Origin of the sequence: Paenibacillus sp. FSL W8-1187 (genome assembly GCF_037965485.1) — a bacterium.
In the GTDB taxonomy this organism is placed as follows: domain Bacteria; phylum Bacillota; class Bacilli; order Paenibacillales; family Paenibacillaceae; genus Paenibacillus_O; species Paenibacillus_O pasadenensis.
On record NZ_CP150181.1, the window covers coordinates 2,543,123 to 2,558,505 of the forward strand.

The following is a 15,383-nucleotide window of genomic DNA, read 5'->3' on the forward strand; positions in this document are numbered from 1 at the left end:
AAAGATACGTTGCAAAAGGGGACTGTCGCATGGAAGAAAAATCACTCGCCGAAATCCAGCGCGAGGTAGACCGTTACATAGGCCAGTTCAAGGAAGGCTACTTCAGCCCGCTGTCGCTCGTGGCCAGGCTGGCGGAGGAAGTCGGCGAGCTGGCGCGCGAAGTGAACCATACGTACGGCGAGAAGCCGAAGAAGCCGGACGAGGCGGACAACTCCATCGAAATGGAGCTGGGCGACATCCTGTTCATCCTGAACTGCTTCGCCAACTCGCTGGACATCGACCTGACGAAGGCGCATGACGCCGTCATGCACAAGTTCAATACGCGCGACGCCGACCGCTGGACGCGCAAAAACGGCGAACCGCAATAACGCCCCGGGCATATGCTGTTACCATCACCCTAGCGCAAGGAAGGTGGGCGGATGGACGGGGAAGGCTGCATCAAAAAAGCGTATGAATGCATCTTGAACGGCGATTTCGATGGAGCGATCGAGTGGTTCCTGCAGGCCATCCAGCTGGAGCCTCGCAACGCTTCCTTTCATTATAAGTGCTCGGTCTCCTGCGCTCGGAGCGGACGGTGGGAGCTTGCCCTCCACCATGCGGTCCAGGCATGCGAGCTGAAGCCGGGCCACGAGGAGTACCGCTATCACCTGGACATCGTCGAGGCGAGGCGTCTCGTCTCCGACGCCAAGCTGCTGCTGGCTTCCGAGTCGGGCTCCGCGTCGGAAGCGATGGAGTTCCTGCAGGAGGCCCGCATCCTCGACCCGCTTCAGGCCGAGGCCTGCTATCTCGCCGCGGTCTGCTGCATGCAGCTCGGCCGGCTGCAGGAAGCGCGGCTGCTCGCGGCAGAGGCTTGCCGCCTGGAGCCGGCGATGGAGGAAGCGAGGCAGCTGAATCGTCAGCTCAAGCGGATGCTGAGGCGGCGAGGGAGGGATTGACCGTCCCTGCCGCCTTTTATTTCTGAACCGAGGTGATCATCAATGTCAACCCCAATCAAAGTCGCGGTGGCCGGCGCATCCGGCCGCATGGGCCGCGAAGCCGTCAAGCTGGTGCTGCAGGAGGAAGGGCTTCAGCTGGCCGGCGCGATGTCTCCATCCGCAGGCGCCGTCGACGCGGGACGCCTGGTCGGCCTGGACGAGGCCGGCGTCAAGGTCGTGCCTACGCTCGAGGCGATGCTGTCCTCCGCCGACATCGACGTGCTCGTCGACTTCACCGTGCCGCAGGCCGTATACGCCAACACGCTGGAAGCGATCACGCGCGGCGTCCGGCCGGTCGTCGGCGCCACCGGCTTCACGCCAGCCCAGATCGAAGAGCTGGACGAGCTGTGCAAGCAGCAGAAGATCGGCGGGCTGATCGCGCCGAACTTTTCGATCGGAGCCATCCTGATGATGAAATTCGCCGCCGAGGCGGCCAAATACTTCCCGCATCTCGAAATCATTGAATATCATGGCGACCAGAAGCTTGACGCTCCGTCCGGAACGTCGATCAAGACGGCCGAGCTCATCTCAGCCGCCCGCAAGGAGCTGCGGCAGGGCAATCCGAGCGAGGAGGAGACGATCGAGGGCTCGCGCGGCGGCTATTACGACGGGTTCCGCATCCACAGCGTGCGTCTTCCGGGCGTGTTCGCCCAGCAGGAGGTCGTCTTCGGAGCGTTCGGACAGTCGCTCAAAATCCGCCACGACTCCTATGACCGCGCCGGCTACATGCCGGGCGTCGCGCATGCCGTCCGCAAAGTAATGACCTACGAGGGCATGGTGTACGGCTTCGAGCATATCATGGACGACTAAGGAACGATTCCTGGAAAACTTCAGCCTGTCAGGCCGTAAAGGAGCTGGAATAGATGCTGCAAATCGCATTCATCGCGCATGACCGCAAAAAGGACGAAATGGTCAACTTCGTCACCGCCTACGAGGAGGCGTTCAAAAACGCCAAGCTGTATTCCACCGGGACGACGGGCTCCCGCATCATGGAAAAGACGAGCCTGCAAATCAAGCGCTTCATGAGCGGCCCGCTCGGCGGGGACCAGCAGATCGGAGCGCTTGTCGCGGAGGATGAGCTTGATCTCATCATCTTCCTGCGCGATCCGCTCATGGCTCAGCCGCATGAGCCGGACATTACCGCCTTGCTTCGCCTGTGCGACGTGCAAGGCATCCCGGTGGCGACGAACATCGCGACCGCCGAGCTGCTCGTCAAGTCGATGATGCGCGGAGACTTCGCCTGGCGCGAGCTCGTGCACAAGTACAAGCCGGAGTAAGCGGATGGACGCTCAACAAAGTCAAGTCGATCTGCTCGTTTTCGGCGCCCATGCGGACGATGCCGAGATCGGCATGGGCGGCACGATCGCCCTCCATGCCCGGCAAGGGTGGCGCGTCGGCGTCTGCGACCTGACGCGCAGCGAGATGAGCTCGAACGGAGATCCGGTGCTGCGCGCCGAGGAGGCGGCGGAGGCTTCCCGCATCCTGGGCTTGGCCTATCGGGGCTGCCTCGGCTTGCCGGACCGCGGCTTGACGGGGGACTCGGAGCAGATCGCCGCCGTCGTCCGCGAGATTCGGCTCCGCCGGCCGCGCGTCGTCTTCGCGCCGTACTGGCAGGACCGCCACCCCGACCACAACGCATGCAGCGCGATCGTCGAGGAAGCCGTATTCAACGCCAAGCTGCGCCGCTGCATGCCGGAGCTGCCTCCGGTCCAGGTGGAGCGGCTCGTCTATTACTACATCAACGACCAGCGCGATATCGCCCTGACGGTCGACGTCACGGCGGAGATCGGGACCAAGCTCGACGCTCTGGCCGCCTATCGCTCGCAGTTCGAGGCTGCCGGCGGCGACCGCGTCGAGACGCCGCTGACGCAGGGATACGTGCAACGGGTCGAGTACCGCGATTATTTGACGGGACAAGCCGCCGGCTGCCGCTATGCGGAAGGCTTCGCGCTGAAGCGCCCGCATCCGGTGTCGAGCTTTCTCGAAGCTTGATGATTAATGGCTCCGAGCCGCGAATACAATGATAGCATCAGGCATCCACGCCGAAGCCGGACCCGGTTCCGGCTTCACCCAGGAGGAACGATCATGTCCAGAAAACTGAAGATCGGCATCACGTGCTATCCGACCCTCGGCGGATCCGGGGTCGTGGCGACCGAGCTCGGCAAGCTGCTCGCGGAAAAAGGGCATGAAATCCATTTCATCACGCACAGCATTCCGTTCCGCCTCGGCCAGTTCCACAAGAACATCTTCTATCACGAGGTCGAGGTCAACCAGTATTACGTTTTCCGCTATCCGCCGTACGATCTGAGCCTCGCCAGCAAGATGGCCCAGGTCGCCGCGATGCAGAACCTGGATCTGCTGCATGTGCATTATGCGGTGCCGCATGCCGTATGCGCCTTCCTCGCCAAGCAGATGATGAACGGCTCCGGCCTGAAGACGGTGACGACGCTGCACGGGACCGACATTACGGTGCTGGCCCAAGACGAGTCGCTGAAAAGCCTGATCCGCCTCGCGATCAACGAAAGCGACGCCGTCACCGCCGTATCCAAGGATCTCATCCGCGAGACGCGCGAGCTGATGGACATTACGCGTGATATCGACCTGACGTACAACTTCGTCGACAAGCGCGTCTACTACCCGCGAGACACGGGCTCGATGCGGGATGACTACGCCTTGCCGCATGAAAAGATCCTCATGCATATTTCCAATTTCCGTCCGGTCAAGCGCGTCGGAGACGTCATTGATATTTTCCGCCGCGTCAATGAGCATGTCCCCTCGAAGCTGCTTTTGGTCGGAGAAGGGCCTGAACTGTCGCGAATCCAGTTTCAGATTCAGGAGATGGGGCTGGAGGACCGCGTCCATTTCCTCGGCAAGCAGGAGGATGTGGCGCAGATCATCTCGCTCGCCGACCTGCTGCTGCTGCCGTCCGAAAAGGAAAGCTTCGGGCTCGTCGCCCTCGAGGCGATGGGATGCGGCGTCCCGACGATCGGCTCGACCGCAGGCGGCATCCCCGAGCTTGTGGCGCATGAGCGGACCGGATTCCTGTCGCCGGTCGGAGATACGGCGGACATGGCCCGCAACGCCGTCCGCCTGCTGACGAACGAGGCGATGTATGAGCAGTTCCGCGAGGCGTGCATCAAGCGCTCCTGCGAGGAATTTTGCAACGACCGGATCACGCTCGAATACGAAAAGATCTATTACCGGGTGCTCGGACTCGAGGCGGAGCTCCCGATGCAGGCTTGCCGCGGATGAAAGGCGGAGCCATCCCGCTCGATCCGCAGATGCAAGCGGCGCTGCCGGTGCTGCTTCGGCTCGAGGAGGCCGGCTTCCAAGCGGTCTTCGTCGGCGGGTGCGTGCGCGACCTGCTGCTCGGCCTGCCTTTGCATGACGTGGACATCGCCTCCTCGGCGACGCCGGAGGAGGCGATGGAGCTGTTTCCCGATGCGATTCCGACGGGACTGCGGCACGGGACGGTGACCGTCCGGCACGGCGGACGGCTTTACGAGCTGACGACCTTCCGGACGGACGGCGAGTACGGCGATGCGAGGCGGCCGGACGAGGTCCGGTTCGTTCGCAGCCTGGAGGAGGATCTGCGGCGGCGGGACTTCACTATCAACGCGATGGCGATGGATCGGAGCGGAAGGCTGACCGATCCGTTCGGAGGCCAAGCGGATTTGCGGAACCGGACGCTGAGAGCGGTCGGCGCGGCTGAGGAACGCTTCGCCGAGGATGCCTTGCGGCTGCTGCGCGGCATCCGCTTCGCCGCCGTCTACGGGCTGAGCTTCGCTCCGTCCGCCTGGCGCGGGCTGAAGGCCGGGCGCGAAGGAATGCGGCTGATCGCGATGGAGCGGGTCGGCGCCGAGCTGGACAAGCTGCTGGCCGGCGGCGGGCTTGCCCGCGGGGCGGCGCTGCTGGCCGCGTCGGGGCTGGCGGATCGATTCAAGGAACCGATTCCGGCGCTGGCGCGGGCGGCTGGCGCCTGCTCTGCGCATGGACGCGGACTGGCCGCGCCGCTGCAGGCGGCGAGCCGGCTGCAGCGGCCGGACGACGGCTGGGCGGCGCTGCATCTGCTGCTGGGACTGACGGCAGATCAGGCGATGCAAGGCTTCGCGGACGAAGCGAAGATGAGCTTTGCGACGCTGCGGTTCAGCTTGGCCCGCCAGGAGCGGCTTGCCGCCGTGCTGGCGTTCCATGCGGGCGTGCAGCGGCTCGGCCGCGATCCGCAGCGGGACGGCTTGGCGCGGCTCGTGCTGGAGCTTGGCGAGGAGCCGGTCCGCGAGGGGCTGGCGTTTCTTGCCGCGGCGGAGCGGGCCGGCCTGGCGCCGCAGCTGTTTCCCGCCGGCGCGGCGCCGCCAGCCGCCCTCCTGAGCGGCTGGCTGGAGCAGCTGCCCGCCCGCACGCTCAAGGAGCTGGCGATCGACGGCCGGCTGCTGCAGCGGCAGCTCGGCCGCCGGCCCGGGCCTTGGCTGGGGCCGCTGCTGAAGCGGCTGCTGGAGGCGGTCATGCTCGGCGAGGCGCCGAACGAGACGGAAGCGCTGGCGAAGCTGGCTGTTTCCTGGATGGAAGGAGAGTAGGGACATGGATCTGGAAAGGCTGCTGGAGCTGTTCGAGGAATCGGGCGAGCGCTTTCGCTCCGGCGAGGAGGTGAGCCGCGAGCTCGGCGTCAGCCGGACCGCGGTATGGAAAGGCATCCGCCGGCTGCAGGACCAGGGCGTGGAGTTCGAAGCCTCGCGCAAGCTCGGCTACCGGCTCGTCGGCCGTCCCGAGCCGCTGGATGCGGAGTCGATCGGCGCGCAGCTGCGGACGGAGAGCTTCGGCCGCAGGCTTGTCGTGCTGGACAAGATCGACTCGACGCAGAACGTCGCCCAGCAGCTCGCGCAGCAAGGCGCCGAGGAAGGCACGCTCGTCATCGCCGAGCAGCAGCTGAGCGGCCGCGGGCGCATGGGCCGGGGCTGGGTGTCGCCGTACGGCAAAGGGCTCTGGATGAGCCTGATCCTGCGGCCGCAGCTGCCGGTCGGCAGCGCGCCGCAGCTGACGCTGCTGGCCGCGGTCGCGCTCTGCCGGACGCTGCGCGCGGAGACCGGGCTCGATATCGGCATCAAGTGGCCGAACGACCTGCTCGTCGACGGCCGCAAGCTGAGCGGCATCCTGCTGGAGTCGGCCGCCGAGGACGAGCGGCTCCGGCATGTCGTGGCCGGCATCGGCATCAGCGTCAACCTGAGCGAGGCCGACTATCCGCCGGAGCTGCTGGACAAGGCCGTCTCGCTGCGCATGGCCGCCGGCCGCAGCTTTTCGCGCGGCGCCCTGGCGGCGGCGTTCCTGCTCGAGTGGGAGCGGCTGTACCGGCTCTATTTGGCCGAAGGCTTCGGCTTGGTGCGGACGCTCTGGGAGGCGCTGTCGGTCTCGCTGCATCGCGAGACGGAGCTCCGCACGCCGCAGGGCGACATCGTCGCGACTCCGCTCGGCCTGCATGAGTCCGGCGCGCTGATCGTCCGGATGGCGGACGGTTCGGAGCGGACGCTGTTCTCGGCCCAGATGGGCGAGCCGATCCGGGCGTGATCGGCGTGCAAGCGCCTTCGGCCTTCGTTTACGCATGCGGCTCGATCTGCTATACTGGGTGTGACCAGGCGGTATCAAGGGCCGATAGGCCGGAACCGCACTGGCGCAGCCGGGCAGACGGCTCCATAAGTCTGCTGCTTCATAAGAAGGCATGAACGCGGGAGCGAGAGCTCGGCGCGCGGAGCCGCATGACGGACCGTGACGGCGAGAGGAGCGCTGCCGGCAGGACATCCTTTTTCGGGCTGGACTTTTTAGCAGAGGCTAAAAGGTTTTTTTGTGTTCACACTAAGCCAAGAGGTTCCGAAAGGGGAAAACGAACATGAAACAAGCGTTGACGACAACCAAGCTGCAGCGGATGAAAAGAGAGGGCGTGCCGATCACGATGCTGACGGCGTACGATTATCCTTCCGCCAAGCTGGCCGAGGAAGCGGGAGTCGACACATTGCTGGTCGGCGACTCGCTGGGCAATGTCGTGCTCGGCTACGACACGACCGTGCCGGTCACGCTGGAAGATATGATTTATCATGCGCGATCCGTCGCCCGCGGGGCGGCGAATACGTTCCGCATCGTCGACATGCCGTTCATGACGGCGCGGATCAGCCGCGAGCATACGCTGCAGGGAGCGGCGCGGCTCATGCAGGAAGGGCATGCCCACTCGGTCAAGATCGAGGGAGGCGCCGAGGTGGCCGAGCATGTGAAGGCTTGCGTCGATGCCGGCATCCCCGTCATCGGCCATATCGGCCTGACGCCGCAGTCGGTCCACCAGATGGGCGGCTACAAAATTCAAGGCAAGCTCGAGGCTGAAGCGGCCCGGCTGCTGGACGACGCGCTCGCGCTGCAGCAGGCCGGCGCCTATGCGGTCGTGCTGGAGCTCGTGCTCGGGCCGCTGGCCGAGGACATCTCGCGCCGGCTCGACATCCCGACGATCGGCATCGGCGCCGGCGCCGGCTGCGACGGCCAGGTGCTCGTCTACCACGACGTCATTCAATATGCCTCGCCCTATACGCCCAAGAAGTTCGTCAAGACGTATGCCGATGTCGGCACGCAGATCCGCGAGGCGCTCGGCGGCTTTGTCGAGGACGTGAAGGCTCGCCGCTTCCCGACGGAGGAGCATACGTTCGGCGTGTCCGCCGCGCAGCCGGCTGCCGTTTATGGAGGAGGCTCCAAATGAGCGTGCTGACGGAAGCGAAGCCGAAGGCGCCGATCGTCGCGCGCACGGTAGCCGAGCTGAAAGGGCTGCTGCGCGAGCGCCGCGAGCGCGCGCCCGGCCTGCAGACGGGCCTCGTGCCGACGATGGGCTATCTGCATGACGGCCACGGCAGCCTCATCCGCCGCAGCGCTGCGGAAAACGGGCTGACGGTGCTGTCGATCTTCGTCAACCCGCTGCAGTTCGGGCCGACGGAGGATCTGGACCGCTATCCGCGCGACGAGGCCCGCGATCTCGAGGTCGCGCGCCGCGAAGGGGCGGACATCGTATTCATGCCGAGCGTCGAGGAGATGTATCCTCGACGTCCGCTGACGCGAGTGCTCGTCAGCGACGTGACCGAGGCGCTATGCGGCGCTTCCCGGCCGGGCCACTTCGACGGCGTCGGCACGGTCGTCGCCAAGCTGTTCCACCTCGTCGCTCCGACGAAGGCCTATTTCGGCCTCAAGGACGCGCAGCAGGTCGCCGTCGTGCGTCAGATGGCCGACGACTTGAACTTCGACGTCGAGATCGTGCCTTGCCCGACGCTGCGCGAGCCGGACGGACTGGCGCTCAGCTCGCGCAACGTCTACCTGTCGCCGGAGCAGCGCGCCGAGGCGCTCGTGCTGTCGCGCACGCTGGACAAGGCGAAGCAGTGGGCGTCGGAGCCGGGCATGACGGCCGGCGAGCTGCAGCGGCGCGCGCGCGAAGCGATCTTGCGCTCGCCGCTCGCCGACATCGACTACGCCGAGCTGCGGCTGTACCCGTCGCTCGCCGCGATCCCTCCGGAGCAGCCGCTGAGCGCCGCGCTCGGGCAGTCGGAAGCGCTGCTGGCGCTCGCGGTCAAATTCGGCGGCACCCGGCTCATCGACAACGCGATATTTCCCAAGAAGGGAGCCTGAACCCGATGCAACGCACCATGATGAAATCCAAGCTGCACCGCGCGACCGTGACGGAAGCGAACCTGAACTATGTGGGCAGCATCACGATCGACGAGGACCTGATGGAAGCGGCCGATCTGTGGGCCAACGAAAAGGTCCAGATCGTCAACAACAACAACGGCGCCCGTCTGGAGACGTACGTCATTCCGGGACCGCGAGCCAGCGGGGTCATCTGCCTGAACGGCGCCGCCGCCCGGCTCGTGCAGCCCGGCGACAAGATCATCATCATCTCCTACGCTTCGATGGAAGAAGCGGAAGCCCGGACCTATCGGCCGCGCGTCGTCATTTTGAACGAGGACAACCGGCCGGCCGAGGTGATGGATCACGAGGTGCACGCCGTTATTCGGTAAGCGAGCTTCCTGATGCGTCCGCCTCAGGGAACTGCCGCCGCCGGGTATAGGGGGGGCGCTTCGGAAGCAGAATGAGGGTACGGCTTCGCAGCCGCGCATTTATGACGAATCCTTTCCCCTCATTCCATAGCCGAAGGCGGTGTGAACGGATGTTTGAGCCGATGTTTGCCGTCATGAACGAGATGCTGGACGACATCATGCTTCGCTGTCCCGGCTGCAGTCCGAACGAGCGCGAGCAGCTGCTGAAGCAGCTGATCCACCTTCGCGCGGCAAGCGATCAATTCATCGAGGAATGGCTGGCCTTCGAGGAAAAACTGGCGGACTTCCAGGACGCCTATCCGCAAGAGGCCGCAGCCGCAGGCCTCGGCGGCGGCCTGTCCGGCCTGTCTCGCGCGAGCGAGCCGCAGTCCGGCCGCAGCCGTGGGGGCGAAGCCGCCGCTTCGCGCTTCGCCAAGGCTCAGCTGCCGCTCATGCAGGAGCCTCCGGGCTCTGGCGGCTCAAAGCAGCCCGCAGCCCCGGGGCAGCAGCCGCAGGCCGACACGAGACTGCTGCCCCCGGCGGCCGGCATGTCGGAGCCGGTGTCGGACGAGGAGCTCGCGGCATGCGTCGCCAAGGGTCAAGGCTATTTCAACCTGTTCATGTTCCCCCAGGCGATCCGCCATTTCGCGGATGCGGTGCGGCTCGCCCCGGAATGCAATCTGGCTCGCCTGTACTTGGCGATGTCGCTCATGCACACGAAGCAGTGGAACGACGCGGAGCTGCACTTTAAGCTGCTCGCCACGCTGACGGAGCATCCGCGCTGGCAGGCGATCAGCTTCAACGCGCTAGGCTGCATCCAGGCGGTGCGGCTCAACATGGAGCTTGCGGAACGGCTGTTCCGTCAAGCGCTCAAGATGGATCCGAGCTTCGAGGATCCGGCTATCAACCTCAAGTCATGCCATCAGGCGCATGGGCCCTTATCCCTTTATTTCGGAAGCGCGGAGCTGACTTGATCGGAGAGGAAGATCGGCTGTCAATGAATTATGCGGTACTCGACGTGGAAACGACCGGGACGAACGCCTCGGAAGATGATCTCATACAAATCGGCCTCGTGCTGATGGACGAAGAGTTCAATGTCGTACAGACACTGAGCTCTTTCGTGCGTCCGAGCAGGGGGATCCCTGCCTTCATCACCCAGCTGACGGGCATCGACGACGAGATGGTGCGGGACGCTCCGGAGCCGGACGAGCTGCTGCTCGAGCTGATCCCGCTGCTGGACGATGCCGTGCTGGTCGGACATAATGTCGGCTTCGACGCCGGCTTCCTTAATATGGCGCTCGACCGCGCCGGCTATTCGCCGTTCGCCGGCCGCAGGCTTGATACGGTCGAGCTGCTGCGGATGCTGTTCCCTTCGCTGCCGTCGTATCAGCTCGGAGCCGTATCGGAGCAGTTCGGCATCCGCCACGACCAGCATCACCGGGCGGACAGCGATGCGATGGCGACGGCGATCCTGTTCTCGGAGTGCTTGAAAAAGCTCCGATCGCTGCCGCTGCTGACCGTCGAGCATCTGGCCTCCTTCATCCGGGACAGCGATCTCGGCTGGCTGCTGGCGCTCGAGCTTGAAGCCAAGCAGCTCCGCTCCGCGCTCGATACGGACTCCCACAAGTACTATCGCGGCGTGGCGATGTCGGCCGGGGACTGGACCGAGGAGGAGCCTGCCCGCGAGGAGGAGCAGGCCAATCCGCTTGCGGACGCCAGCTTCGAGGACTACCTGGAGATGGTCAAGACCGGCTTCGAGACGCTGTTTCCCGACTACGAGGAGCGCGAGGCGCAGACGACGATGTTCCGCGAAGTGAACGACGCCTTCGAGAACAGCCGGCATCTGCTGATCGAAGCCGGCACCGGCACGGGCAAATCGCTCGGCTATCTCATTCCTTCGCTCTATTTCGGAATCAAAAACGAGCGCAAGATCGTCATAAGCACGCACACGATCAATCTGCAGGAGCAGCTGCGCCAACGCGACCTGCCGCTGCTGCGCGATGTGCTGCCGTTCAAGTTCCGCGCAAGCGTCTTCAAGGGCCGGGGCAACTACATGTGCCTGCGCAAGTTCGAGACGCGGCTGCAAACGCTGGAGCTGGCGGCGGGCAGCGAGGAGCGGCAGACCGCCTCGCAGATGCTCGTCTGGCTCGGCGAGACGGAGACGGGCGACCAGGAGGAGCTGAACTTCGGCAACCGCGGCGCGGAGTTCTGGAACACGGTCTCAAGCGATGCGGATTCCTGCCTGAACCGCGCCTGTCCGTGGTTCAAGCGCTGCTTCTACCACCGGGCCAAGCAGGAGTCGAACCTCGCCGACATCGTCATCACGAACCACTCGCTGCTGTTCACCGACATCCGCGCCGACCACCGGCTGCTGCCTTCCTACGAATACCTCGTCATCGACGAGGGCCATCAGCTCGAGGAGGTGGCCGGCAAGCATCTGGGGCAGCAGCTCGGCTTTTACGGCTTCCTCAACCTGGCGAACCGGCTGGCCAAGGATTCGAGGAACGGCCTGCTGCCGCAGCTGCGCATGCAGATCCAGGGCGAGGATGCCGACGAGACGGCCAAATGGACGGAGCAGCTCGACGAGGTCATCCCGCGCTTCGGCTCGCTCAAGGATACGTGGGAGAAGCTGTTCGAGCTGCTGCAGGCGCTCGCTTCTCCGAGCGCCGGAGCCGGCGCGGCCGAGGCGGGACAGACGATCCTGCGGCTCAAGCCGGGAGCGCTCCCGAAAGCATGGGAAGCGATCGAGTTCGAGGAGTCGCTGTTTTTCAAGGAGATGAACCAGGTCGTCAAGGTGCTGGACAAGATGAGCTCGGACATGAAGGACAAGCTCGACGACCTGTCGCTGCAGGGCATGATCACCGACCTCGCCGGAGCGGTCAAGGACGCCGGGCGGATCCGCGACGAGCTCAAGGTGTTCGTGCGGGCGGACAAGCCGGAGATGGTGTACTGGATCGAATCCTATCAGAGCGCGAGGACCAAGAGCGTGCAGCTCCATACGGTGCCTGCCGACGTGAGCGCGCAGATCAAGGAGCATTTCTTCGACAGCAAGAAAAGCGTCGTCATCACGTCGGCGACGCTCACCGTAGGCAAGACGTTCCAGTACGCCGCCGAGCAGCTCGGGCTGGGCATCGGCGACGAGCGCCGGGCGCGCACGGTGCAGCTGCCTTCGCCGTTCCAGTACCGCTCGCAGGCGCTCGTCATGATTCCGCGGGACTTCCCCAAGGTGAAGGGAGCCGCGGCCGATCCGGCCTATATGGCCAAGCTGGTCGGCTCGCTGTCGGCGTCGGCCATCGAGACGGGCGGGCGGATGCTCGTCCTGTTCACGAGCTACCGGATGCTCAAGGAAGTGTACGAGCCGCTCAAGGAAGCGCTCGCCGGAGCGGGCATCCAGGTGCTCGGTCAGGGAGTCGACAGCAGCAACCGCAGCAAGCTGACGCGGCTGTTCCGCCAGCAGCCTGCCTCGGTGCTGCTCGGCACGAGCAGCTTCTGGGAAGGCGTGGACATTCCCGGCGACGCGCTCGTCTGCCTCGCGATCGTGAGGCTGCCGTTCCAGCCGCCGAACCATCCGCTGCAGGAGGCCAAGGCGGAGCTGCTGCAGGAGGCGGGGCAGAATCCGTTCATGAAGCTGTCGGTGCCGCAGGCGGTCATCCGCTTCAAGCAGGGCTTCGGCCGGCTCATCCGCACGTCCCGCGACAAAGGCATCGTGCTGCTGTACGATACGCGCGTCATCGACACGTTTTACGGGAAGCACTTCCTCTATTCGCTGCCCGGCCCTAAAATTGAAACGATGCATGCCGAGCAGTTCACCTCCCGCATGAGGGAGTGGCTGCAGGGCGAACCGAAGGAGGCCGAGCAGCCATGAGCAAGCAGGGCAAACCGATATCCGAGGCGGTCGTGCGGCGGCTGCCGGTCTATCTGCAGGTGCTGAACGACCTGCACGTGCGCGACGTGCAGACCGTCAGCAGCCAGGAGCTCGGGCGCAAGCTCGATCTCAACCCCGCCCAGATCCGCAAGGATCTGGCTTATTTCGGCGAGTTCGGACGCAAGGGCGTCGGCTACGACGTCAACTATCTGATCGAGAAGATCCGCGGCATCCTGAAGCTCGACCAGCCGATGAAGGTCGCGCTCGCAGGCGCAGGCAACCTGGGCCACGCGCTGTGCAACTACAGCAGCTACGTCAAGGACAACATGAAGATCACGGCCGTGTTCGACGCGAGCCCCGCGAAGATCGGCAAGCGGATCAACCGGCTCGAGGTGCTGCCGATCGAGCAGCTTAAGGACAAGGTGCGGGAGGACGGCATCCAGATCGGCATCATCACGGTGCCGGCCGCGGAGGCGCAAAACGTCGCCGACCGCTTCATCGAGGCGGGCGTGACGGGCATCCTCAACTTCGCGCCGGTCGTGCTCAAGGCTCCGGACAAGGTGCGGATCCACTACGCCGACTTCACGACGCAGCTGCTGAGCTTGGCCTACTATATGGATAAAGACGGGACGGATGAACATGAGCAAATGGTGGATTGAAAACGGGACGTTCGTGACGATGGACGAAGCCCAGCCGGTCGTGCGCGGCCATATGGTCGTCGACGGCGACCGCATCGTCTATATCGGAGAAGAGCGTCCGCAGGAGGCCGACGAGATCTCCGTGCGGATCGACGGCAGCCGGCGCGTCTACATGCCGGGACTGATCAACACGCATGGCCACGCGGCGATGTCGCTGCTGCGCGGCTTCTCGGATGACGAGGCGCTGCAGACGTGGCTGCAGGACTACATGTGGCCGATGGAAGCGAAATTCACGGACGCCGACGTCAAGTGGGGCACCTCGCTGGCCGTGCTGGAGATGCTCAAAAGCGGCACGACGACATTCGTCGACATGTACGACCGGATGGATCAGGTCGCCCAGGTCGTGGAGCGCTCCGGCATGCGCGGCGTGCTGATGCGCGGCGCGATCGGCCTTTGCCCGGAAGAGGTGCAGCGCGAGAAGCTGGCGGAGGCGGTCCAGTTCGCCAAGGACTGGAACGGCGCGGCGGACGGCCGCATCGCGACGATGATGAGCCCGCACGCGCCGTATACATGCCCGCCGGCGTTCATCGAAGCGTTCGTGCAGGCGGCGCATGATCTCGACCTGCCGATGCATACGCATATGTCGGAGACGCGCGCCGAGGTCGAGCAGAACATGCGCGAGTACGGCCTGCGCCCGGTGGCGCATCTCGACCGTCTCGGCCTGTTCTCCCGTCCGAGCTTCGTCGCCCATGCGGTGCATCTGACGGACGAGGAGATCGCGCTGCTCGCCGAGCGCGGCGTCGCCGTCTCGCATAATCCGGCCAGCAACCTGAAGCTCGCGAGCGGCGTGGCCCGCGTGCCGGAGCTGCTGAAGGCCGGCGTCGCCGTCTCGCTCGGCACGGACAGCGCGGCGAGCAACAACAATCTCGACCTGTTCGACGAGATTCGGCTCGCCGCGCTCGTCCACAAGGGCGTCAGCGGCGACCCGACCGTCGTGCCGGCGATGCAGGCGCTTCAGCTCGCGACGCTCGGCGGCGCGGCGACGATCCGGCAGCCGGAGCTCGGCGCGCTGAAGGCGGGACTCAAGGCCGACTTCATCTCGCTGGACGCCGACCAGCCGCATTTCTACCCGCGCACGGACATCGTCTCCCATCTCGTCTATTCCGCTTCGGGACGCGACGTGCGCGACGTGTGGGTCGACGGACGCCAGGTCGTGCAGGGCGGCGTCTGCCTGCTGCTCGACGAGGAGAAGATCCTGGCTGAAGCCGAAGCCTGCTACCGCAGGCTCGCCGGGGCCTGATGGCCCGCAGCCGCAGCCCTCGCTGGTACTTTACCCGCCGGGGCTGGACGGTCGTCGCCGTGCTGGCGCTGATCCTGCTGCTGGCGCTAATCCATGCCGAGCTGCGGAGCATCCAGCAGCCGGTCTGGCAAGGCGAGGCGCAGGCGGCGAGCTTGGCCAAAGAGCAGGCGGGGCTGACGGAGGTCGCCTCCGCCGAGAAGTATGTGTGGGACGAGCCGCTTTGGATCGTGCGCGGCAGCACCGCCGAAGGCCGCCAGCTCGTCGTCTGGCTGCTGCCGGAGCGGGCTCCTTATGCCGAGAATGCGGCGGAGAGCGCGACGGAGGCGGACATCCGCGCCAAGCTGCTCGCGGCGAAGCCGGACGCCAAGCTGCTCCATGTCCGTCCGGCCTGGCATCAGGGCTCGCCGGCATGGGAAGCGTACTACTCCCGGACAACGGACCAGCTGCGCTACTTTTACGAGTTCTACGACTTCAAGACCGGCGCCGAGCGAGCCACATATTCCTTGACCGCCAAACGTTCTTCCTGATTTGTTCACATTTGCCTGCCCTCTATCA

The 15,383-nt window shown here is 65.1% G+C and carries 16 protein-coding genes; all 16 read left to right on the forward strand.

The window, feature by feature from the left end:
* Positions 1-29: 29 nt before the first annotated feature.
* The 16 genes from NYE40_RS10990 to NYE40_RS11065 all read left to right on the forward strand — a co-directional run bounded on the left by NYE40_RS10990 (position 30) and on the right by NYE40_RS11065 (position 15,355).
* Positions 30-368 carry a nucleotide pyrophosphohydrolase gene (locus tag NYE40_RS10990; protein WP_028599747.1) on the forward strand — a complete coding sequence of 113 codons (339 nt, stop codon included), beginning with the start codon at positions 30-32 and terminating at the stop codon, positions 366-368.
* Positions 369-419: 51 nt separating this feature from the next.
* On the forward strand, positions 420-935 hold the full coding sequence (locus NYE40_RS10995; RefSeq protein ID WP_028599746.1) for a tetratricopeptide repeat protein: 516 nt from the start codon (positions 420-422) through the stop codon (positions 933-935).
* Positions 936-977: 42 nt separating this feature from the next.
* Positions 978-1,784, forward strand: coding sequence for a 4-hydroxy-tetrahydrodipicolinate reductase (gene dapB / locus NYE40_RS11000; protein ID WP_028599745.1), 807 nt, complete (start codon positions 978-980; stop codon positions 1,782-1,784).
* A gap of 53 nt (positions 1,785-1,837) precedes the next feature.
* Positions 1,838-2,251: a methylglyoxal synthase gene (mgsA, locus tag NYE40_RS11005; RefSeq protein WP_028599744.1), complete on the forward strand. Its 414-nt coding sequence runs from the start codon at positions 1,838-1,840 to the stop codon at positions 2,249-2,251.
* A 4-nt stretch (positions 2,252-2,255) separates the two neighbouring features.
* On the forward strand, positions 2,256-2,966 hold the full coding sequence (gene bshB1 / locus NYE40_RS11010) for a bacillithiol biosynthesis deacetylase BshB1 (RefSeq protein ID WP_028599743.1): 711 nt from the start codon (positions 2,256-2,258) through the stop codon (positions 2,964-2,966).
* Positions 2,967-3,059: 93 nt separating this feature from the next.
* The gene (bshA, locus tag NYE40_RS11015) at positions 3,060-4,226 is read left to right on the forward strand and encodes an N-acetyl-alpha-D-glucosaminyl L-malate synthase BshA (RefSeq protein ID WP_028599742.1); all 1,167 of its coding nucleotides are present in this window, start codon (positions 3,060-3,062) and stop codon (positions 4,224-4,226) included.
* Positions 4,223-5,548: a CCA tRNA nucleotidyltransferase gene (locus tag NYE40_RS11020; RefSeq protein WP_043111588.1), complete on the forward strand. Its 1,326-nt coding sequence runs from the start codon at positions 4,223-4,225 to the stop codon at positions 5,546-5,548. Before bshA ends, NYE40_RS11020 begins: the two co-directional genes overlap by 4 nt.
* 4 nt (positions 5,549-5,552) lie before the next feature.
* On the forward strand, positions 5,553-6,533 hold the full coding sequence (locus NYE40_RS11025) for a biotin--[acetyl-CoA-carboxylase] ligase (protein ID WP_028599740.1): 981 nt from the start codon (positions 5,553-5,555) through the stop codon (positions 6,531-6,533).
* A 319-nt stretch (positions 6,534-6,852) separates the two neighbouring features.
* Complete coding sequence (gene panB / locus NYE40_RS11030; protein WP_028599739.1) at positions 6,853-7,704, forward strand: 3-methyl-2-oxobutanoate hydroxymethyltransferase; 852 nt, start codon at positions 6,853-6,855, stop codon at positions 7,702-7,704.
* Positions 7,701-8,618, forward strand: coding sequence for a pantoate--beta-alanine ligase (gene panC, locus NYE40_RS11035; RefSeq protein WP_052333423.1), 918 nt, complete (start codon positions 7,701-7,703; stop codon positions 8,616-8,618). Before panB ends, panC begins: the two co-directional genes overlap by 4 nt.
* Before the next feature lie 5 nt (positions 8,619-8,623).
* Positions 8,624-9,007, forward strand: coding sequence for an aspartate 1-decarboxylase (gene panD / locus NYE40_RS11040; protein ID WP_028599737.1), 384 nt, complete (start codon positions 8,624-8,626; stop codon positions 9,005-9,007).
* Between the two features lie 149 nt (positions 9,008-9,156).
* Complete coding sequence (locus NYE40_RS11045) at positions 9,157-9,999, forward strand: hypothetical protein (protein WP_339279903.1); 843 nt, start codon at positions 9,157-9,159, stop codon at positions 9,997-9,999.
* A 23-nt stretch (positions 10,000-10,022) separates the two neighbouring features.
* A complete protein-coding gene (dinG, locus tag NYE40_RS11050) occupies positions 10,023-12,890 on the forward strand; it encodes an ATP-dependent DNA helicase DinG (RefSeq protein ID WP_339279905.1) in 2,868 nt (955 codons plus the stop codon).
* On the forward strand, positions 12,887-13,549 hold the full coding sequence (locus NYE40_RS11055; protein WP_028599735.1) for a redox-sensing transcriptional repressor Rex: 663 nt from the start codon (positions 12,887-12,889) through the stop codon (positions 13,547-13,549). Before dinG ends, NYE40_RS11055 begins: the two co-directional genes overlap by 4 nt.
* On the forward strand, positions 13,524-14,828 hold the full coding sequence (locus tag NYE40_RS11060) for an amidohydrolase (RefSeq protein WP_028599734.1): 1,305 nt from the start codon (positions 13,524-13,526) through the stop codon (positions 14,826-14,828). Before NYE40_RS11055 ends, NYE40_RS11060 begins: the two co-directional genes overlap by 26 nt.
* On the forward strand, positions 14,828-15,355 hold the full coding sequence (locus tag NYE40_RS11065) for a DUF5590 domain-containing protein (protein WP_339279907.1): 528 nt from the start codon (positions 14,828-14,830) through the stop codon (positions 15,353-15,355). The genes NYE40_RS11060 and NYE40_RS11065 overlap by 1 nt, the downstream gene beginning before the upstream one ends.
* Positions 15,356-15,383 lie beyond the last annotated feature (28 nt).